16 protein-coding genes are annotated in these 19,552 nt (G+C 67.8%); 10 read left to right on the top strand and 6 right to left on the bottom strand.

Annotated elements, in window-relative coordinates:
- The first annotated feature begins 18 nt into the window (after positions 1 to 18).
- The 5 genes from ACSQ3Q_RS21735 (at position 19) to ACSQ3Q_RS21755 (ending at position 4,018) form a co-directional block, all read left to right on the top strand.
- A complete protein-coding gene (locus tag ACSQ3Q_RS21735) occupies positions 19 to 894 on the top strand; it encodes a PhzF family phenazine biosynthesis protein (protein ID WP_436136397.1) in 876 nt (291 codons plus the stop codon).
- Complete coding sequence (locus ACSQ3Q_RS21740; RefSeq protein WP_436136398.1) at positions 891 to 1,619, top strand: VOC family protein; 729 nt, start codon at positions 891 to 893, stop codon at positions 1,617 to 1,619. The genes ACSQ3Q_RS21735 and ACSQ3Q_RS21740 overlap by 4 nt, the downstream gene beginning before the upstream one ends.
- Before the next feature lie 6 nt (positions 1,620 to 1,625).
- Positions 1,626 to 2,267, top strand: coding sequence for a LysE family translocator (locus ACSQ3Q_RS21745; RefSeq protein WP_436136399.1), 642 nt, complete (start codon positions 1,626 to 1,628; stop codon positions 2,265 to 2,267).
- The gene (locus tag ACSQ3Q_RS21750) at positions 2,264 to 3,250 is read left to right on the top strand and encodes a threonine dehydratase (RefSeq protein ID WP_436136400.1); all 987 of its coding nucleotides are present in this window, start codon (positions 2,264 to 2,266) and stop codon (positions 3,248 to 3,250) included. Before ACSQ3Q_RS21745 ends, ACSQ3Q_RS21750 begins: the two co-directional genes overlap by 4 nt.
- A gap of 96 nt (positions 3,251 to 3,346) precedes the next feature.
- Positions 3,347 to 4,018, top strand: a complete 672-nt coding sequence (locus tag ACSQ3Q_RS21755) for a histidine phosphatase family protein (RefSeq protein ID WP_436136401.1) — start codon at positions 3,347 to 3,349, stop codon at positions 4,016 to 4,018.
- 61 nt (positions 4,019 to 4,079) lie between these two features.
- Here ACSQ3Q_RS21755 and ACSQ3Q_RS21760 read toward each other — a convergent pair whose 3' ends face one another.
- On the bottom strand, positions 4,080 to 4,547 hold the full coding sequence (locus tag ACSQ3Q_RS21760) for a GNAT family N-acetyltransferase (protein ID WP_436137051.1): 468 nt from the start codon (positions 4,545 to 4,547) through the stop codon (positions 4,080 to 4,082).
- A gap of 35 nt (positions 4,548 to 4,582) precedes the next feature.
- Positions 4,583 to 5,440 (bottom strand): creatininase family protein, encoded by an 858-nt coding sequence (locus ACSQ3Q_RS21765; RefSeq protein WP_436136402.1) that lies wholly within the window; start codon positions 5,438 to 5,440, stop codon positions 4,583 to 4,585.
- An 86-nt stretch (positions 5,441 to 5,526) separates the two neighbouring features.
- Here ACSQ3Q_RS21765 and ACSQ3Q_RS21770 point away from each other — a divergent pair, with 86 nt between their 5' ends.
- The 4 genes from ACSQ3Q_RS21770 (at position 5,527) to ACSQ3Q_RS21785 (ending at position 13,502) form a co-directional block, all read left to right on the top strand.
- A complete protein-coding gene (locus tag ACSQ3Q_RS21770) occupies positions 5,527 to 6,282 on the top strand; it encodes an alanyl-tRNA editing protein (protein WP_436136403.1) in 756 nt (251 codons plus the stop codon).
- A 216-nt stretch (positions 6,283 to 6,498) separates the two neighbouring features.
- Complete coding sequence (locus ACSQ3Q_RS21775; protein ID WP_436136404.1) at positions 6,499 to 10,350, top strand: DUF748 domain-containing protein; 3,852 nt, start codon at positions 6,499 to 6,501, stop codon at positions 10,348 to 10,350.
- Positions 10,351 to 10,546: 196 nt separating this feature from the next.
- Entirely contained in the window at positions 10,547 to 12,826 is a 2,280-nt protein-coding gene (locus ACSQ3Q_RS21780) for a protein-disulfide reductase DsbD family protein (protein WP_436136405.1), read from the top strand.
- Positions 12,827 to 12,881: 55 nt separating this feature from the next.
- A complete protein-coding gene (locus ACSQ3Q_RS21785) occupies positions 12,882 to 13,502 on the top strand; it encodes a thioredoxin family protein (protein ID WP_436136406.1) in 621 nt (206 codons plus the stop codon).
- A gap of 203 nt (positions 13,503 to 13,705) precedes the next feature.
- On the opposite strand, the gene ACSQ3Q_RS21790 is transcribed toward ACSQ3Q_RS21785, so the two are convergent.
- The 3 genes from ACSQ3Q_RS21790 to ACSQ3Q_RS21800 all read right to left on the bottom strand — a co-directional run bounded on the left by ACSQ3Q_RS21790 (position 13,706) and on the right by ACSQ3Q_RS21800 (position 17,919).
- Entirely contained in the window at positions 13,706 to 15,394 is a 1,689-nt protein-coding gene (locus ACSQ3Q_RS21790) for a response regulator (protein ID WP_436136407.1), read from the bottom strand.
- A gap of 12 nt (positions 15,395 to 15,406) precedes the next feature.
- On the bottom strand, positions 15,407 to 16,921 hold the full coding sequence (locus tag ACSQ3Q_RS21795; RefSeq protein ID WP_436136408.1) for an ATPase domain-containing protein: 1,515 nt from the start codon (positions 16,919 to 16,921) through the stop codon (positions 15,407 to 15,409).
- A 542-nt stretch (positions 16,922 to 17,463) separates the two neighbouring features.
- The gene (locus ACSQ3Q_RS21800; protein WP_436136409.1) at positions 17,464 to 17,919 is read right to left on the bottom strand and encodes a methyltransferase family protein; all 456 of its coding nucleotides are present in this window, start codon (positions 17,917 to 17,919) and stop codon (positions 17,464 to 17,466) included.
- Between the two features lie 155 nt (positions 17,920 to 18,074).
- On the opposite strand from ACSQ3Q_RS21800, the gene ACSQ3Q_RS21805 reads away from it, so the two are divergent.
- On the top strand, positions 18,075 to 18,632 hold the full coding sequence (locus ACSQ3Q_RS21805; protein WP_436136410.1) for a Crp/Fnr family transcriptional regulator: 558 nt from the start codon (positions 18,075 to 18,077) through the stop codon (positions 18,630 to 18,632).
- Between the two features lie 21 nt (positions 18,633 to 18,653).
- Here ACSQ3Q_RS21805 and ACSQ3Q_RS21810 read toward each other — a convergent pair whose 3' ends face one another.
- Positions 18,654 to 19,472, bottom strand: coding sequence for an IclR family transcriptional regulator (locus ACSQ3Q_RS21810; protein ID WP_436136411.1), 819 nt, complete (start codon positions 19,470 to 19,472; stop codon positions 18,654 to 18,656).
- Positions 19,473 to 19,552 lie beyond the last annotated feature (80 nt).

A 19,552-nucleotide genomic window follows, 5' to 3' on the forward strand; every position in this document is an offset into this window, starting at 1 on the left:
ACTAGGACTTTGAACACCATGCAACAGCGCCCTTTCAAGCAAGTCGACGTCTTTACCGATCAGCCCTACCGCGGCAACCCCCTGGCCGTGGTGCTGGATGGCACGGGACTTACCACCGAGGCCATGCAGGAGTTCACCAATTGGACCAACCTGTCCGAAGCCACGTTCTTGCTGCCCCCCAGCTCGCAAGGCCGCGCGGCCGGTGCCGACTACCGCGTGCGCATTTTCTGCCCCGGGCGTGAGCTTCCCTTTGCCGGCCATCCCACGCTGGGCAGCTGCCACGCCTGGCTACAGGCCGGGGGCCAGCCGCAGGTGGCGGGCAAGGTGGTGCAGGAATGTGGCGTGGGTCTGGTCGCGCTGCGGCAAGACGGCGCGCGCCTCGCGTTCGCGGCACCTGCGCTGATCAAGAGCGGGCCGCTGGCTGAAGACGACGTGGCCCTGATCGCGCGCGGCCTGGGCGTGGCGCGCAGCGACATACTGCACCACGCCTGGTGCGACAACGGCCCCAACTGGCGTGGCGTGATGCTGCGCTCGGCCGAGCAGGTGCTGGCGCTCAAGCCGGATGCAAGCATCCTGGGCAAGCTGGACGTGGGCGTGGTCGGGCCGCGTGGCAAGGTGGGCGTCATCGGCAGCACCGACAGCGAGGGCATCGCCTTCGAAGTGCGCGCCTTCTTCCCAGGCAACAACGGCCTGGCCGAAGACCCCGTGACAGGCAGTCTCAACGCCGCGCTGGCGCAGTGGCTCATCGGCGCCGGGCTGGCCCCCGCGCAGTACGTGGCAGCGCAGGGTACCTGCCTGGGCCGCGCGGGGCGGGTGTTTGTGGAACAGCAAGGCGACACCATCTGGGTCGGCGGCAGCTCGGTCACCTGCGTGTCGGGCGAGGTGCTGCTGTGACGGCCGCAAGCGCCACCCCCGGCACGGCGCAGCCGCCCGGCGTGGACCACCTGGTCGTGCTGGCCACCGACCTGGCCTCGGGCGTGGCGTGGTGCGAGCGCGCGCTGGGCATCACGCCCACGGCAGGCGGCGAGCATCCGCTGATGGGCACGCACAACCGCATCCTCAGCATTGCGAGCCCCGCACACCCACGGGCCTACCTGGAAGTAATTGCTATCAATTCAGGAGCAGAAAAGTCAATACCATCAAGCGCCAGGCGTTGGTTTGACATGGATGATGCAGCCTTGCAGCAGCAGGTGGCCGAACACGGACCGCAGCTCATCCACTGGGTGGCCTCCGTGCCCGATGTGGCCGCTGCCCACGCAGCGCTCTCGGCGCTGGACCTGGAGCGCGGCGCCATCGTCACGGCCAGCCGGCCCACGCCCAACGGCCTGCTGCAGTGGCAGATCACCGTGCGCGAGGACGGCCTGCGCCTCATGGACGGCTGCCTGCCCACGCTCATCCAGTGGGGCCCCGTGCACCCTTGCGACAGCCTGCCCGCCAGCGGTGTGCAGCTGCAGTCGCTGGCGCTGCAGCACCCGCAGTCGGCCACGCTGCAGGCCGCGTGCGACGCCATCGGCGTCACCGGCGCGGTGACCCTCTTGGCGGGCGGCGCACCCCGTCTCACAGCGCAGCTGACCACACCACGCGGCCCGGTTGCCTTGGTTTCATTCACACCGGAGTAATTCACCATGCTCTTCTCTGCCCAGGAACTGCTGATCTTTGCGCTGGCCGCGCTGGTGCTGGTGCTCACGCCCGGGCCCAACATGGTCTATTGCGTCTCGCGCAGCCTCACCCAGGGGCCGCGTGCCGGGCTGGTCTCGCTGGCGGGCGTGGTGCTGGGGTTCGTCGTGCACCTGCTGGCGGCGGCGCTGGGCCTGACTGCGCTGCTGGCCGCCGTGCCCGTGGCCTTCGACGCCATCCGCTACGCCGGTGCCGCCTACCTGCTGTGGATGGCCTGGCAGGCGGTCAAGCCGGGCGGCGCCGCCCCCTTCGAGGCCCGCAACCTGCCGCACGACGGCCCTCGCACGCTGTTCCTGATGGGCTTCATGACCAACCTGCTCAACCCCAAGGTGGCCATGTTCTACCTGTCGTTCTTCCCGCAGTTCCTGCACCCCGAGCGCGGCCAGTTGCTGCTGCAGAGCCTGACGCTCGGCAGCGTGCAGATTGCCACCAGCGCGGCCGTCAACGCACTGCTCATCCTGTGCGCAGCGCGCGTAGCCTTGTTCCTCAACCGCAACGCGGCCTGGATGCGGGCGCAACGCTACTTCATGGGCACGGTGCTCGGCCTGCTCGCTCTCAAACTGTTGACCGAAAAGAAAGCCGCCGCATGAACGCCCGCCTCGACCCCGCCACCGCCCTGCTGCCCACCCTGGCCGACATCGAAGCCGCCGCCAAGGTGGTGTACCGCGACTTCCCACCCACGCCCCAGTACCGCTGGGGTTTGCTGAGCGAACGCCTGGGCACCGACTGCTGGCTCAAGCACGAGAACCACACACCCGTCGGCGCCTTCAAGATCCGCGGCGGGCTGACCTACTTCGACCAGCTCGCGCAGCGCGGCGCCATGCCCCGGGAGGTGATCAGCGCCACGCGCGGCAACCACGGCCAGAGCATGGGCTGGGCCGCGCGCAGCCATGGCGTGGCCTGCACCATCGTCGTGCCGCAGGGCAACTCGGTCGAGAAAAACGCGGCCATGCGCGCCCTGGGCGTCACGCTCATCGAGCACGGCGCGGACTTTCAGGAAGCGCGCGAATTCGCCGTCGCGCTGGCCGCCGATCGCGGCGCGCACATGGTGCCCAGCTTTCACCCCGATCTGCTGCGCGGCGTGAGCACCTACTGGTGGGAATTCCTGCGCGCCGTGCCGCAGCTCGACGTGGTCTACGTGCCCATCGGCCAGGGCTCTGGCGCGTGCTCGGCCATCGCGGCCAAGCTGGCGCTGGGCCACAGCGTGCGCATCGTGGGCGTGGTCAGCAGCCATGCCACCACGTATGCGGACTCGCTGGCCGCCGGCCGCGTGGTCGAAGCCCCCGTGACCACCCGCCTGGCCGATGGCATGGCCTGCCGCGTGGCCGACGCCGACGCCCTGGCAATCATCACCCCGCACATCGACCACATCGTGCAGGTCAGCGACGACGAGGTGGCTGCGGCCATGCGCGCGATCTTTACGGACACCCACAACGTGGCGGAAGGGGCTGGCGCCGCGGCGCTGGCGGCTGCGCTGCAGGAACGCGCGCAGCTGAAAGGCCAAGTCGTGGGCTTGGCGTTGACAGGGGGCAACGTCGACGCACCGATGTTCAGCGGCGTGCTGGCGGGCTGAGATCCTTGCGGTCAAAAGGCCATTAGCTATAAATTCAATAGCATTGGTCGCTTGTGTGACAAGCGCCAGGGCCATATTTTGGCCACAATCCGCCGCATGGGAACCCTCTACCTCGTGCGCCATGGCCAGGCCTCGTTTGGCGCCGATGACTATGACCAGCTGAGCCCCCGCGGCCGCGAGCAGGCGGTGCGGCTGGGCGAATACTGGCGGGCGCGGGGCGTCACGTTCGACGCCGTCATCACCGGCACGCTGCGCCGCCACATGCAGACGCTGGAGGGCATTGCCGAGGGACTTCAGATCACGCCTGACGTGCTGCAGATGCCAGGCCTCAACGAATACGACAGCCACGCGCTGATCGCCGCCATCCACTCGCAGCCCCTGGGCCCGGCCGACACACCCGAGAAGTACCGCCAGCACTTTCGTATCCTGTGCGATGCGCTGGCGCAGTGGATGGCCGGCGTCATCAGCCCGCAGGGCATGCCGAGCTGGAACGAGTTTGCGGCCGGCATCCGCGCGACGCTGGACCATGTGCGCCACCACCATGTGGGCCACAACGTGCTGGTGGTGAGCAGCGGCGGCCCCATCTCGGCCGCCGTGGGCGAGGTGCTGGGCACGGCGCCGGAGGTGACGATTGCGCTGAACATGCGCATCCGCAACAGCGCAGTGACGGAGTTCTCGGTCGCGCCCAAGCGGCTGATGATGCAGACCTTCAACACCTTGCCGCACTTGAACGAAGGCGCGCATCTGGACTGGATCACGCACGCGTAATTGCGTGATTGATCCGTGGTCGATGCGTGGCGGGAGAGGCGCCTGCGCCTACCGGAGCCGGCTACAGGTCGAGCGCCAAAAATTTTGTACCCGGCACCGGGTTGAAGCTCACCGGCGCTGCGGGCATAAAACCCAACGAGGCATACAGCTTCTGCGCCGCAACAAACTCCGGGAGCACGTCCAGGCACATGCGCGTGTAGCCCGCTTCGCGCGCCAGCTGCAGCATCTTCTCCACCAGTTGCCGGCCCAGGTCCATCCCCCGGGCCGTAGGGCGCACGTACACGCGTTTGAGTTCACAGGTGCCGCCATCATCGACGCGGCGCAAGGCCGCGCATCCCACCACACCGCCGTCGATGACGGCCAGCAGGATGCACCCGTCCGGCTCCGCGTACTTGCCGGGCAGCTGCGCAAACTCCCGCTCGTAGTCCTGAAAATCCAGATTAACTGTGGGGCTCGCCACGTACTCGCGAAAGATGGCGGTCACCGCTGCGAGGTCGTCGGGGAAGGCCGCGCGGCGAATCGCGGTCATGCCGTGGCCCTGTGCGCTGTTCGCCACCACATCGCTCATTCGGTCTCGGGGCGCAGGGTCTGCAGCGGCAGCTGCGCCAACTCCTGCAGCAGCGCCACCAGTTGCCCTGCGGCGGCCTCGACCACCGCCAGCCCCTTGTCCGCTGTGGCTGCAGCGGCGTTGCCGACGGCACCGGCCGGGTGGTAGTCCTGCATCTGCCAGCCCAGCTTGGCGCTCTTGCCATTGCCCAGGATGGCGTACTGCTCCGACCGGTCCTGCGAGGTGGAGCGGAAGTCCCGCGCGTGCCCCATGTGCACGGTGCCCGGCGCCAGGTGCAGCATCATCGATGTCTCGATCTCGCCGGCGTGGATGCCGAATCGGTGCTCCTGCGCGCTGAATTGCCCGGCCACCGCGTCGGGCAGCGGCAAGCTGAACCAGCTGGCGCTGTAGACGATGAGGTCGCAGCGGGTGCGCAGCTCGCGCGCCACGATGTCCATCACGCTGACCTGGCCGCCGTGGCCGTTAAAGAGCAGCAGCTTCTTGATGCCCGCGCGGGCCACACATTCGCCAATCTCGGTCCACAGCGCAATCACCGTGGTGGGCGACAGCGTGAGCGTGCCGGGAAAACGGATGTGCTCGGGGCTCAGGCCCACGTTCTGCGGAGGCAGAAAAAGCACCGGCAGGTCAGCCGGCAGCTGCGGCAGCGCCGCGTCGATGACTCCCTGCAGCAGGGTGGCATCGACCGACAGCGGCAGGTGCGGCCCGTGCTGCTCAATGGCCGCGACGGGCAACACGGCGACCGTCTGTTCCGCCTGGCCTGAGGCTTTCATCTGCGCGAAATCGCGGGTCGAGAGATCGGCCCAGTAGCGCGAGGGCAAAGGCGACAGGGTGGTGGTGGCAGCAGCGGCAGTCATGCCTGCAATGGTAGCCGCGCGGTGGCGCAGGCGGCCGCGGTGCCGGCCGCAGGGTGCACAAGCGTTGCCCCGCTAATATGACCCGCATGACCCAAGACCTTTTCCGCCAAGACGCCTACCTGCGCGAATGCAGCGCGCAGATCACCGCCATCACCGACACCGGCATCGTGCTCGACCAGACCGTGTTCTACCCCCTGGGCGGCGGCCAAGCAGGGGACAGCGGTGTGCTCGTGCTGGCCGACGGCAGCGAGATCGCCATTGCCGACACCCGCAAAGGCAAGGATGCCGAAGGCCGGCCCACCAGCGACATCGTGCACGTGCCGGCGGCCGGCCAGGAAGAGCGCCTGGCGCAGCTGGCCACCGGCGCGGCTGTGACCGCACGCATCGACTGGGAGCGCCGCCACCGGATGATGCGGCTGCACACCACCTCGCACCTGCTGTGCCATCTGGTGCCGCAGCTTGTCAACGGCTGCTCGATCACGCCCGACTACGCACGCATCGACTTCGCCATGACCGACCCGCTCGACAAGGAACAACTCACCGCGGGCATCGCCGCCCTGGTGGCCGCCGCGCACCCGCTCACCGTGGCGTCGATCAGCGACGAAGAGCTGGACGCCAACCCCTCGCTCGTCAAGAGCATGAGCGTGCAGCCACCCCGCGGCACCGGCCGCATCCGCACCATCCGCATTGGCGGCACTACCGACAACGACCTGCCCGTGGACCTGCAGCCCTGCGGCGGCACCCACGTGGCCAACACCGCAGAAATCGGCGCCATCGCGGTCACAAAGATTGAGAAGAAAAGCGCTACCACTCGCAGGGTGGTGCTGGGCTTTGCCCAGTGAGCTAAAGCGGCGGATAGGAAGGGACGCCTGGCGGCACCGTCTGAACGAACCCAGGGCAGCGCGTGTCAACAATCGTCAACCACGCGCCTTGCCCCGTCACCCCGGCAGGCCACACCCGCCGAACAACAGGGACAATAGCCCCCGCGCGCGGCCCTGTTCTGTTGTCACCCCAGGCGTTCCCCGCCTGAGTCCGCAGCGCCCATCCTGTTTGCCGATATGCCGCCTGCCCTGCGCTCCATCTCTCTTGCCTCCATCCGCCAGCACCGCTGGTTTCGCCCCGCAGTGCGCGCGCTGGTGGGGCTTGTCGGCTTGTGGGTGGTGGCCTGGCTGGCTGTGCCGCTACTCCTCAAGGGGCCGCTGACGCGTGCGGCCAGCGAACAGCTAGGCCGCGCCGTGACGGTGGGCGCCATCGATTTCAAACCCTGGACCCTGGAGTTCGCCCTGCGCGATGTGGCCGTGGCGGGCCTGGATGGCGCACCGCCCCAGCTCACCATCGGCCGCATCTATGCCGATGGAGAACTGCAGTCGCTGCTGCGGCTGGCGCCGGTGGTGGACGCCTTCACGGTCGAGAACCCCGTGCTGAGGCTTACACACCGCGGCGATGGCCGCTACGACGTGGACGACATCATCGCCAAGGTCACGGCCCCCACCGGCAAGCCCGACACGGGGCCGGCGCGCCTGGCGCTCTACAACCTGTCGCTGACCGGCGGCAGTATTGACTTCACCGACAGCAGCGTGGGCAAGACGCACCAGGTGCGTGAGCTGGCGCTGCAGGTGCCGTTTGTGAGCACGCTCTCGAGCCAGCGCGACGTGAAGGTCGAGCCCCACCTGGCGTTTGTGCTGGGCGGCAGCCGGTTTGATTCGTCCGCCCAGGGCACGCCATTTACGCAGACCAGCCAGGCCGACGCGGCCATCCGCTGGCAGGGGCTCGATCTCGCGCCCTACCTCGGGTATCTGCCGGCGAGCCTGCCGGTGAAGGTGCAGGGCGCCACGCTGGATGTGGACGTGAAAGTCGCTTTTGAACAAAAACCCCGCCTGGCCGTGAAGCTGAGCGGCAGCGTGCAGGCCCGCGACGTGCGCCTGACCGACCGCACCGGCCAGGACCTGCTGGCCTACGAACGCCTGAAGATCGACATGGCGGATGTGCGGCCGCTGGAGCAGGTGGTGCGCCTGGCCCACGTGGAGCTGACCGCGCCGGTGGTCCACGCCACGCGCAACGCCGCGGGCGAGATCAACTGGGCGCAGCTGGCGCAGACGCCTGCGCCCGCCGCAACACCAGCCACCAAGACCGAGGCGGCCGCTTCCGCAGACCCCGCACCCCAGACCGCCAGTGGCGCAGCGTCAAGCCCCGCGCGCAACGCCGCCACGCCCCGCGCGCCCACGCCGTGGACGGTTGCCATCGCCAGCGCCGCCGTGCGCGGTGGCACCGTGCGCTGGGCCGACCAGGGCACGCGCCCCGCCGCCGCGCTGCAGGCCACCGGCCTCACCCTGGACGCCGCCGACATCGCTCTGCCCTTCACCGAATCGTCCAAGCCCTTCACCTTCAAGGGCGGCCTCAACGTGGAAGGCGGCGCGCTCGCGTTTGTGGGCGAAGCCACCGACCGGCGGGCGCAGACCACGGTGTCGCTCAACACCCTGGCCCTGCAGCTGGCCGCCCCGTACCTGGCGCAGGCGCTGGAGCCCCAGGTGTCCGGCCAACTGACGGGCGACCTGGCGGTGTTGTGGGAAGCCCCCACCGCCAAAGCCGCGCAGGCCGGCGCCACGGGCGTCACGCTGAGTGCCGGCCCGCTGGCGCTGGAGCAGTTTGCGGTCAAGCAGGGCAAGACCACGCTGGTTAGTCTGGCCAAGCTGGAGGTGCATGGCGCCCAGGTGCCGCTCGACACCCGGACAGTCACGCTGGAAAAACTCACGCTGACCCAGCCGCAGGCCACGGTGGACCGCGGTGCGGACGGGCGCTGGATGTTCGAGCGCTGGGCCAAGGGCGGCAGCCCGTCGGCCACACCTGCCGCGAATCCCCTGGCAGCTCCCGCAACCAGCTCCTCCACAGGCACCGCCGCTGCGGCGCCGTGGAAGCTGCGCGTGGCCGACTTTGCGGTGGAAGGCGGCGCAGTTGCGTTTGCCGACAACGCGCAGGCGCGGCCGGTGGCCCTGGACGTCACCGCCCTCAACATTAGCGCCAAGAACCTGGCCAGCGACGGCAGCAAGCCCGAGGCCTTCCAGCTGTCGGCGCGTGTGGCCACCCCCGGCCGCGGCGGCAGCAAGGGCGCCACCAAATCGGACGCCGGCAAGATCGACTACCAGGGCACGCTGGCGCTGCAGCCGCTGGCGGCGCAGGGCAAGCTCGACATGGCGCGGCTGCCGCTGCACGCGCTCGACGGTTACCTGGCCAGCCAGCTGTCGCTGGAATTGCTGCGCGCCGATGTGGGCTTCAAGGGCCAGATTGCGCTGGCGCAAAGCGACAAGGGCACCAGCCTGCGCCTGGCGGGCGACGCGGCCATCGACGAACTGAAGGCCAACAGCACCGCGGCCTCCACACCCAAAACCGAGGCCCAGGTGGGCGAGGAACTGCTGGCCTGGAAGAGCCTGAACCTGCGCGGCCTGACGGTGGCCACCGCGCCCGGCACTGCGCCGCGCGTGGAGGTCAAGGAAACCAGCCTGGTGGACTTTTTCGCCCGCATCACGGTGAACGAGGCGGGCCGCATCAACCTGACCGACATCGCCAAGACGCCCGCCGAGGCCCAGGCAGCGAACGCGGTCAGCGTGGCGACTGCAGCGGGTGGGGCTGCAAGCGGTGCAGCCGGCAGCCCGGGCGCGCCTGCAGCGTCGGCGTCGGCAGCCGCCCCAGCCGCCGGTGCCAGCGCCACCGTGGCCAAGGCCGACCCGCTGGCTCCGGTCGTGCAGTTCGGCCCCGTGAGCCTGGTCAACGGCAAGGTGCTGTTCTCGGACTTTTTCATCAAGCCCAACTACTCGGCCGACCTCTCGGAGCTGACTGGCAAGCTGAGCGCGTTTTCATCCGAGGCGCCGGGCGGCGAGCCCGTGCTGGCCGATCTGGAGCTGCGTGGCCGCGCCGAGGGTTCGGCGTCGCTGGAAGTCACGGGCAAGCTCAACCCGCTGGCCAAGCCCCTGGCGCTCGACATCGTGGGCAAGGTGCGCGACCTGGAGCTGCCCCCGCTCACGCCGTATTCGGTCAAGTACGCCGGGCACGGCATTGAGCGCGGCAAGCTCAGCATGGACGTGAACTACAAGGTGCTCCCGAGCGGCCAGCTCACCGCCAGCAACCGGCTGACGCTCAACCAGCTGACTTTTGGCGAGCCGGTGGAGGGCGCACCCAACAGCCTGCCGGTGAAGCTGGCCGTGGCCCTGCTGGCAGACCGCAATGGCGTGATCGACCTCGACCTGCCCCTGAGCGGCTCGCTCAACGACCCGCAGTTCAGCATCGGCCCGGTCATCGGGCGGATCATCGTCAACCTCATTGGCAAGGCGCTCACGGCACCCTTCAGCCTGCTGGCCAACGCCCTGGGCGGCGGCAGCAGCGAGATGAGCCATGTGGCGTTTGCGCCCGGCAGCGCCACGCTCACGCCCGAGGCCAAGGAGAACCTGGGCAAGGTGGTCAAGGCGCTGGCCGACCGGCCCACGCTCAAGATCACCGTGACCGGCATGGCGAGCCTCAAGGACGAGCGCGAAGGCCTGCAGCGCGAGCGCCTGCAGCAGCTGGTGCTGGCCGAAAAACGCCGCGCCAACGCCACCGACACCACCCCCGTGTCGGCCGCCGAGTACCCCGCCCTGCTCAAGGAGGTCTACCGCCGCGCCGACATGCCCAAGCCGCGCAATCTGGTGGGCCTGGCCAAGGAGCTCACGGTGCAAGAGATGGAAGCCCTGCTGCTGGCCAACCAGAGCGCCACGCAGGCCATGGCGGCCGAGCTGGCGCAGGACCGCGGCGAGGCGATCCGCGACTATCTGGTGTCGCAAAAGCTGTCGACCGACCGGCTTTTTGTGGCCGCGCCCAAGGCCGGCACCCAGGCCGACAAGTGGACGCCACAGGCAGAGCTGAGCCTGGGGACACAGTAGGCCCCCTGAGCTGCTGCGTAGGCCTTCCCAAGGGCGACGCGTTGGGCGGCCTCGCAGAGCCAGGTCGACGCAGCCACGGGCCTAGTACCGTGCCAGTGGTGAGGGTCGGGGCAGCCCGAGGACAATCGCGCATTCACCGGACTGGGCCGCCGGGCGCCGGAACCAACGGCGCGGCGCCCGCTCCCACACTGCAACCATGCCCCACCGCCTGCTCCATCGCCTTGCCGTCGCTCTGTTTTTTATAGCAGCCAGCGCTTTATGGACAAGCGCTAGCGCCCAATTTGGCCCTAAAACCGGCCACCAGGGCAGCAGCGTGGTCACCACGCCGTATGTGCGGGCCGAGCTGATCGCCCAGGCGCCCCAGGGCGTGGCGCCCGGCCAGCCGTTGTGGCTGGGGCTGCAGATCACCCACCAGCCCGAGTGGCACACCTACTGGAAAAACCCCGGCGATTCAGGCCTGCCGACCGACCTGGCCTGGACCCTGCCCGCAGGCCTTTCCGCAGGCGAGATCGCCTGGCCCCTGCCCAAGAAGATCCCCATCGGCACGCTGGCCAACTACGGCTACGAAGGCACGGTGCTGCTGCCCGTGCCCGTGACGGTGGCCAGCACCTTTGCCCCCGGCCCCCTGGCCAAGGACGCCACGATCAAGCTGCGCGCATCGTGGCTGGTCTGCCGCAAGGAATGCATTCCGGAAGAGGGCGAGTTCACGCTGCAACTGCCCATCCAGAGCACCACGGCGCTGAACGGCGCTGCCTTTGAGGCGGCGGCCAAGGCCCAGCCCAAGCCCGTGCTGGCAGGCACCAGCGGCATCGTGCCGGACAGCCAGGCGCAGATTGCCGATGGCAATGCGCTGCAGGTCAGCGTGCAGGGCCTGCCCGTGGCACTGCGCGGCAAGGTGCTGGACCTGTTCCCCGAGACCGGCGAGGTCATCGACAACGCCGCAGTGTGGACCCAGGCCTGGAACGGCAGCGTGTGGACGGCCAGGATCCCCCTGTCGCCCCAGCGCAGCAACAGCCCCACGCTGATGCCGGTGGTGCTGGCCGAGCAAGCCGCGGCCCACAGCACCGGCGCCGACACGCGCACGGGCTACCGCGCCGAGCTCAAGGTGCTGGGCACCTGGCCGCAGGGTGCGCAGGTGGCCAGCGTGTCCCCCGCACTGGAGGCCGCGCTCAAGGCCAACGCTGCGCAGGCGGCCGGTGGTGCGGCAGGCAGCGTTGGCACGGCGTCCGCCGCAGCCTCCGGCGCTTCGGCGCTCACGCTGTCGGCCGCGCTGCTGGGCGCCTTGCTCGGCGGGCTCATCCTCAACCTCATGCCCTGCGTGTTCCCGGTGCTGGCGATCAAGGTGGTGGGCTTTACCCAGCACGCGCAAGACCGCCGCGCGCACCGCGTGAGCGGGCTGGCGTACACGGCCGGCGTGGTGCTGTCGTTCATGGCGCTCGGGGCGATCATGCTCGGCCTGCGCGCGGCGGGCGAGGCGGTGGGCTGGGGCTTTCAGCTGCAGTCGCCGGCGGTGGTGGCGGCGCTGGCAGCGCTGTTCACCGTGATCGGGCTGAACCTGGCGGGCGTGTTTGAGTTCGGGCATTTCCTGCCGTCATCCGTGGCCAGCCTGCAGGCGAGCCATCCGGTGGCCGACAGCTTCTTGACCGGCGTGCTGGCCGTGGCCGTGGCCTCGCCGTGCACTGCGCCATTCATGGGAGCGTCGATGGGGCTCACCGCCACGCTGCCTGCGCCCCAGGCGCTGGCGGTGTTTGCGGTGCTGGGCCTGGGCCTGGCGCTGCCCTACCTGGCCGCGAGCTTTGTCCCCGCCGTGGCGCGCGCCCTGCCCCGCCCGGGCGCGTGGATGGACACCTTCCGCAAGTTCATGGCCTTCCCCATGTTTGCCGCCGTGGCGTGGCTGGTGTGGGTGCTGGGGCAACAAAGTGGCATTGACGGTGCGGGCTCGCTGCTGATCTTGCTGGTGGGCGTGGGCATGGTGGCGTGGTCGCTGTCGCTGGCCGGCCGTGCGCGGGTGTGGATGGCCACGGTGTCGGTCGCGGCGCTGGCGCTGCTGGTGTGGGCGTTTGCACCGCACGTCACCAATATGTCGGTGGCGCCCGTCGCGTCGCCTTCCTCGGCCACGTCCTCGGGTGCGGGCGGCGCGCAGTGGCAGGCCTGGGCGCCGGGCGCGGCCGATCAGATCGCCGCGGGCGGCCGCCCGGTGTTTGTGGACTTCACTGCCGCGTGGTGCGTGACCTGCCAGTACAACAAGAAAACCACGCTCGCCCACCCCGACGTCCTGGCCGATCTGGCCGCCAAAAATGTCGCCCTGCTGCGCGCCGACTGGACGCGCCGCGACCCCGCCATCACCGCCGCACTCGCCCAGTTGGGCCGCAACGGCGTGCCCGTGTATGTGTTCTACCGCGCGGGCAAGCCGCCCGTGGTGCTGACCGAGGTGCTGAGCGTGCAGGAGGTGCGCGCCACCATCGCCCAGCTGTAGAGGTTTTCGCCCCGTGTCCTTTTCATCGACCGCCAACCGTTCAGGAGAGTCCGCCATGAAATTGCTCCGCCGCACCTTGATCGCCACCGCTGCCACCCTGTTTGCCGTGGGCAGCGCGCACGCCGCCGCCACCGTGGGCCAGACCGCCCCGGACTTCACGCTCAAGGACGCCACCGGCAAAACCGTGCGCCTGTCGGACTTCAAGGGCAAACATGTGGTGCTGGAATGGACCAACCCCGGCTGCCCCTTTGTTCGCAAGCACTACGACAGCGGCAACATGCCCGCCACGCAAAAGGACGCCGCGTCCAAGAATGTGGTGTGGCTCGCGGTCAACTCCACCGAGAAAGCGAGCAGCGATTACCTTGAGCCCGCCAAGCTCACCGCCTGGCTCACCGAGCGCAAGGCGGCCCCCACCGCCGTGCTGATGGACGAGGAAGGCACCGTGGGTAAAAGCTACGGCGCGCGCACCACGCCGCACCTTTACATCGTCAACCCGCAAGGCCAGCTGATCTACGCAGGGGGCATCGACAGCATCCCCTCGGCCCGCCCGGCCGACATCGAGAAGGCCACCAACTATGTGAAGGTGGGGCTGTCGGAAGCACTGGCAGGCAAGCCGATCTCGGCCGCAACGACGCAGCCGTATGGCTGCAGCATCAAGTACAAATCGCCGGCTTGATCCGCCGCCGGGGTGGGCGGGGCGGGCCTTGCCGCTGTGTGCACGCAAGTTAAGGAGCCGGCGCGGCCCCACCGCGTTTTGCTATATTTTTGATGGCTACAAGTGCTTATATAACAAGCGCTAGCGGCCAATTATTCTCAAATTTTCACTTTCAAACGTGGTCGCACCCTTTGCAAGGCGACCACCACCCCACCACCCCACCACTACGCCCGAGCGCGAACGCGCCCGCGTGCAAGCTCCTGGCCCACCGCGGCGTTCAGGGTCTCCAGGTCAAACGGTTTCTTCAGGATGGACTGCGTGCCCACCAGTTTTTCCACCTCGGCCATGTCGGCGTAGCCCGTGGCGACCAGCACCGGGATCTGCGGATAAATCTCGCGTGCGGCGACGATGAACTCTGCGCCGTTCATGCCGGGCATGAGGTAGTCGGCCATCAGCAGATCGGGCATGTGCCGGCGCAGCTCGTGCAGGCCGCTTTCGCCATCGCAGGCCTCGCGCACGCTGTAGTTCAGCAGGCGCAAGCCTTCGGCAATACCCTGGCGCACGGCTTCGTCGTCTTCGACCACCAGGACCTCGGTGCGCGAATCGGTGTTTTGATCGCCGTTGTGGTTGGCGCCTGCCTCGGGCAGCGAAGCCTCGTCGCCCTGCCCCGAGTGCTCCGCCAGCGGAAATTGCAGCGTGACGGTCGTGCCCTGGCCCTCGCTGCTGTGCAGCTCGGCGCTGCCACCCGACTGCCGGGCAAAGCCGTATACCTGGCTCAGACCGAGCCCCGTGCCTTCGCCATCGGCCTTCGTGGTGAAAAACGGATCGAACACCTTGGCCTGGATTGCCTCAGGAATGCCGGAGCCGGTGTCCTGCACGCTGATCTGCAGCTGGTGCCGCCCGTTGGACGCATGGAGCAGCCGGGTGCGGATGATCAGGGTACCGCCATCGCGCATCGCATCGCGTGAATTGACCGCCATGTTGAGCAGCGCCATCTCCAGCTGCGCGCCGTCCAGCAGCGCATGCGCTTCGCCCTCGCAGAGGTCCATCTGCACCTGCACCTTGGAGCCCACCGACACCTCGATGAGCTCCTGCAAGTTGCGCACCATGGCGTTGACGTCGTGCATGCGCGGCAACAGGCTCTGCGCCCGCGCAAACGACAGCAGTTGCGCCGTGAGCCGCGCGCCGCGGTCCACCGAGTCCTTGGCGCGTCGCGCGTAGTCCCCCACCCGCTTGTCGGCGGCCATCCGCATGATGAGTTGCAGGTTCAGGCTCACGGCATGCAGCAGGTTGTTGAAGTCGTGCGCGATGCCTCCGGTGAGGCGGCCGATGGCTTCAAGCTTCTGGCTTTGCACTACCTTGGACTGGATGCGTTCGCGGTCGGCAATCTCGCGCGTGAGCCGGTCGTTTGCGCCCGCGAGATCGCTGGTGCGCGCGACGATGCGGCTTTCCAGTTCCGCATTGAGCTGCTCCACTGTCTGCTTGGCGGCTTCGATGTCCGTCAGGTGCCGCCGCGAGGCATATTGCCGCGTGCGGCCGCGCAGTGCCGAGCGTGCGGCGCTGACCAGGGTTTCAGGATTGACCGGGCGCTCCAGCAAGACAAGATTGCCCAGCTCCTGCAGCGATGCGGCTGCCCCCGCGGATCGGCGGCTGGACTGCCGCGTGGCCAGCACGACGAACGGGAAATCCGACCACGCGGGCTGCTGCGCAAGATACTCGCTCACGGATTCGGCCAAACCGTGGGCCAGTACCTCCTCCGTCAATATCACCGTACCCGCAGCCACCTTGAGCTCGGCCATCAGCGACGCTGCATCGGGACAGATCAGGCAATCAATCTTGTCGCTGCGCAGCACCGACTGGATCACCTGCGCGTCGCGGCCATGCGGCGCCAGGATCAGAACGCGGCTTTCCATGCATTTCTTCCGTCAGGTCCCAGCGGGATTTTTACCATCGCCCAGAAGGCGTTGACCGCCCGCGTAGTGGGCAGCGCCGGCGAGGATTCCGCGGAAATCGGTCAGCGGTTCGCCGATCTCGACGCCTTTCGCGCCGACCCGAAACTCGCGGATCGTCGTCTCATGCGCCCTGGTTCGGCTCTTGATGACTGAGATGGCCTTGAGGAGATTGCCCCCGGCCTCGAAAAAGCGGTAGTGCACCATGCCGTCGCTCAGGTAGCTCAGATCGACGTCGCTGCGTATTTCGCCCACCGTGCCATGCAGCGAGAGAATGATCATCGTGACCACGCCTCGCAGATTCAGATAGGACAGCAGTTCGTGCATCTGAAGCAAAAGGTACTGTCCCCCGGGCATGGCTTGCATGTACGAGTTGAGGCTATCGATCACCACCATCTGAACGCCGTCTTTTTCTACGGCGTCGCGTACCGCATTTGCGAACTGGCCGGGCGAAACCTCGGCCGGATCGAATGACCGGATCATCAGTTGGCCCGAGTCGATAAACGGGGCAATGTCCAAGCCCAATGCCTTGGAACGCTGGAGCAAGGTGCTCAGCCCTTCGTCAAAGAGGTAATAGGCTACTTTTTCTCCGCGCTGCATGGCCGCTACAGCACAACTCGTGGCCGTGGTGGACTTGCCGATACCGGCCGGTCCTGCAAGCAGCATGTTGCTGCCAGGCGAGAGACCGCCGCCCAACATAGAGTCCAGTACGGCCGTACCGGTGGAGACGGGCTCGGCCTTGAGGGTGCTTCGGTACTCACCAGCGGACAGCCGGGGGAACACCACGAGGCCGCCCCGGTCCAGGTCGAAGTCATGGTCGCCGCTGCGGAATTTGAGTCCGCGCAGCTTGACCACACGCAACCGGCGCTTGTCCGGCCCGTAATCGCTGGTGTTTTGGTTCAGGTGCACCACACCGTGCGCAATGCTGTGCAGTTGCTGGTCGCCCTCGCCGGCCGATTTGTCATCCAGCATAAGCACCGTGCAGCCCATCTGAGCAAAAAACCGCTTGAGCGCAAGGATCTGGCGCCGGTAGCGCAGAGGGCTTTGCGCCAAGAGGCGCAGCTCGGAGAGGCTGTCGAACACCACGCGGTGCGGCTTGAGTTCGCCCACCAGCCGCATCACGTCGCGCGTGGTTTCGCCCAGCTCGAACTCCGACGGGTGCAGGATGGTCTGCTCGGACTCCTCACTGAGGCCCTCGTCGCTCACGAGGTCATAGACCGAGATGCCGTCCAGCGTCCAGCCGTGCGATTGCGCGACCTTGGCCAGTTCCTCGGAGGTCTCAGACAGCGTGACGTACAGCCCCTGTTCGCCCTTCTCGCGTCCCGCCATCAGGAACTGGAGCGCCAGAGTGGTCTTACCCGTGCCGGGGCTGCCCTCCACCAGGTAAAGATGTTGTTCGGGGAAGCCACCGTTGAGCACGCTGTCGAGCCCAGGAATACCGGTGGATGCGACGCCTAGTTGGTAAGGCGGGAGGCTGGATTTGTTTGACAATCTTTGCCCTTTCGACGTTTTGACCCGTTAGCGCATGCGGCAGATGCTCCGCAGCAATATCACGATCAGCTTCCATGGCTTCCCCGCGATTCAAGTCCGTAGAGAGGGAGACCAGGAGTACTCTAAAAATTGTTGGCGAATGAATATTTTAGAAACACCAGCGCGGCCACCGGGTCAGCTTAATTCACGGAAAAAAGGGTGGCGAGTCCTACACGAGCGACGTCGTCACTGGCGCATGCGGTGATCGGCACACAGGGCCGGGATCCGGAGAATGGGTTCTGGCGCAGGATGACCAGCCCGCGCGAGGCGAGCCAGGGGGTGGCGCAGAGCCCGCAGGGCGGGAGGCTCCGCTAGGGGAGCGCAGGGTTCATTGGATGCCGGCCAGACGGGTGCGGCGGCGTCAGGCAGGGCTAATTTTCTGCGGCGAGATGCAGCAATTTCGATACGCGAGGGTCCGGCGAGCTGGGCAGGTTCAACGAAGTCCTGCGCCGAGTGCACCCGCCGCACCCCGGACACGGTCGTCCGGATCGCTCCCGGATAGATCAGATCCAGCGCCGCACATCCCGGCAGTAGTCTTGGTACTGGCTGCCGAATCGGGCGGACAAGTTGCGCTCTTCTGCCGGGATGTACCAAGCTTGGGCAAGGCCGAAGAACCACAGCACGGGAAGCCAGGCCGACAGCGCCCCGAGCGCCACCGCCACACCGACCAACGCCAGGAGCATGCCCAAATACATGGGGTTGCGCGTGTGCGCAAAGAGCCCTGCGGTGGTCAGCTTGTCGGGCTCGCCAAAGGTGTTGATGTTGGTGCCGATGCGCCGAAACAGGCGCGCGTGCCACTGCGCGATGGCCAGGCCCACCAGCCCGAGCGCCAGGCCCACGGGGCCCGTCCAGGCGCTGACAAGCTCCGGCACGCGCCACACAGGCCAAGCGCGCTGCAAAATCACCATGGCCACCACCGAAACCACCCAAGCGACGGGTGGCAGAAAAAACCGCTGCATCACGAAACACCTCCACAAGGAACAGGTCACGGGCGTCACGCCCACCGCACCGCAGTGTGGAGATGCTTCGGTCCTCTGGCGATAACCTGGGTTAACGGAGACACGCTTTGGCCCCCTCTTCTGCATCTACCCCGGCTTGTTCTGCGCGTGACGTCATGGAACAGCTCGCGCAAGGCCCGCTGCCCGAGTGGAAGACCTTTGAAGGGGCCGCCAACCGTCGCGGGCTGCGGGCCGGCGAAGCGCTGTTTCAAGCGGGTGAAGTGCTGCCCCGCGTGTTTGTGGTGACCCAAGGGCTCATCAAGATGGTCTACGAGACCCCGGCGGGGGATGCATGGGTCAAGGGTTTTGTGCCGGCCGGCATGTGCTTTGCGAGCCTGACCGCGCTTGAGCCCGGTGGGGTGACCAGCTACGCCGCCGTGGCCGAGGGCGGCCCCTGCAGCGTGGACCAGATAGACCACAGCGTGCTGGAAGCGCTGGCCGGGCGCCACATCGAATGGCAGCGCGCGCTCAGCAACGCGTACCGCCTCTACGGCCAGCGCAAGGAACAGCGCGAGATGGAGCTCCTGACGCTCTCGCCGCAGGAACGCTATCGCCGCTTTCTGCTGACCCAGGGCCCTGTCGCTGCACAGCTGCGCCAGCGCGACATCGCCAGCTATGTGCGCGTCACGCCCGTTGCGCTCAGCCGCATCAAGGCCCGCATGCAGCGCGGCTGACCCCCGGGGCCGGCCAGCAGGTCATGCACCGCCGGCCTGCGCTGCGCCCAGCCGCTGCGAGAGCCCCAGCGCTGCGGCCCGCAGATGCTGCGCAGGGGCTCCGTCCGGGCCGGTCTGCAATGTGGCGCTCGGTCCGATGGCGGCCAGGCACAGCACCAGCTGACCAAAGCCGTCGAACACCGGGGTGGCCAGGGCGCTGATACCGGGCAGGAGCTGGTCCGTGACCTCGCTGATGTGGTGGGTGCGCACGGCGGCCAGTTCGGCGGCAAACGCGGGCTCGTCCAGCGCGCCGGAAAAACCTTCGGCCGCCAGTGCTGCGGCCGCGCGCTCGCGCGGGCCAAAGGCGGCAAACACCTTGCCGGTGGCCGTGTGCCGCACCGATGCCGTGGTGCCATGGCGCATGGCCACGTACACGGCCGTCGGGCCTTCTTCGACGCGGATGATGGTGGGGCCGTTGTCGCCCCAGACCGATGCCGACACGGTGTAGCCGATGCGCTGGGCCAGCGCAGGCAGCTCGGCAATCGCCAGCCGCACCGGGTCGACCTGCTGCAGGCTGATGAGCCCAAGCTGCATGGCCAGGGGGCCCAGACCGTAGTGGCCGCTCACTGTGTCCTGTTCGATCAGGCCCAGTTTTCCAAAACTCACCAGATAGGGATGCGCCTTGGCCGCGGTCATGTCGGCCGCGCGGGCCAGGTCCTTGAGCGCCATGCGCCGCCCGGTGCGAGCCAACACCTTGAGCAGCTGACCGCCGACCTCCACGCTCTGGATGCCGCGCGGCGTGCGCGGGCTGCTGTCGTCTTCGTCATCGGGGCGGGGCGTGTCGGGTGCAGAGGTGGCCATGGCGTGATTGTCCACGGCGCACGGGCAGCCCACCCCCTTCGGGTTTTCACCTAAACAAATGCATTAGACATGAGCGAATT

Origin of the sequence: Acidovorax sp. LjRoot129, assembly GCF_964253765.1 — a bacterium.
Classification (GTDB): Bacteria; Pseudomonadota; Gammaproteobacteria; order Burkholderiales; family Burkholderiaceae_C; genus Acidovorax.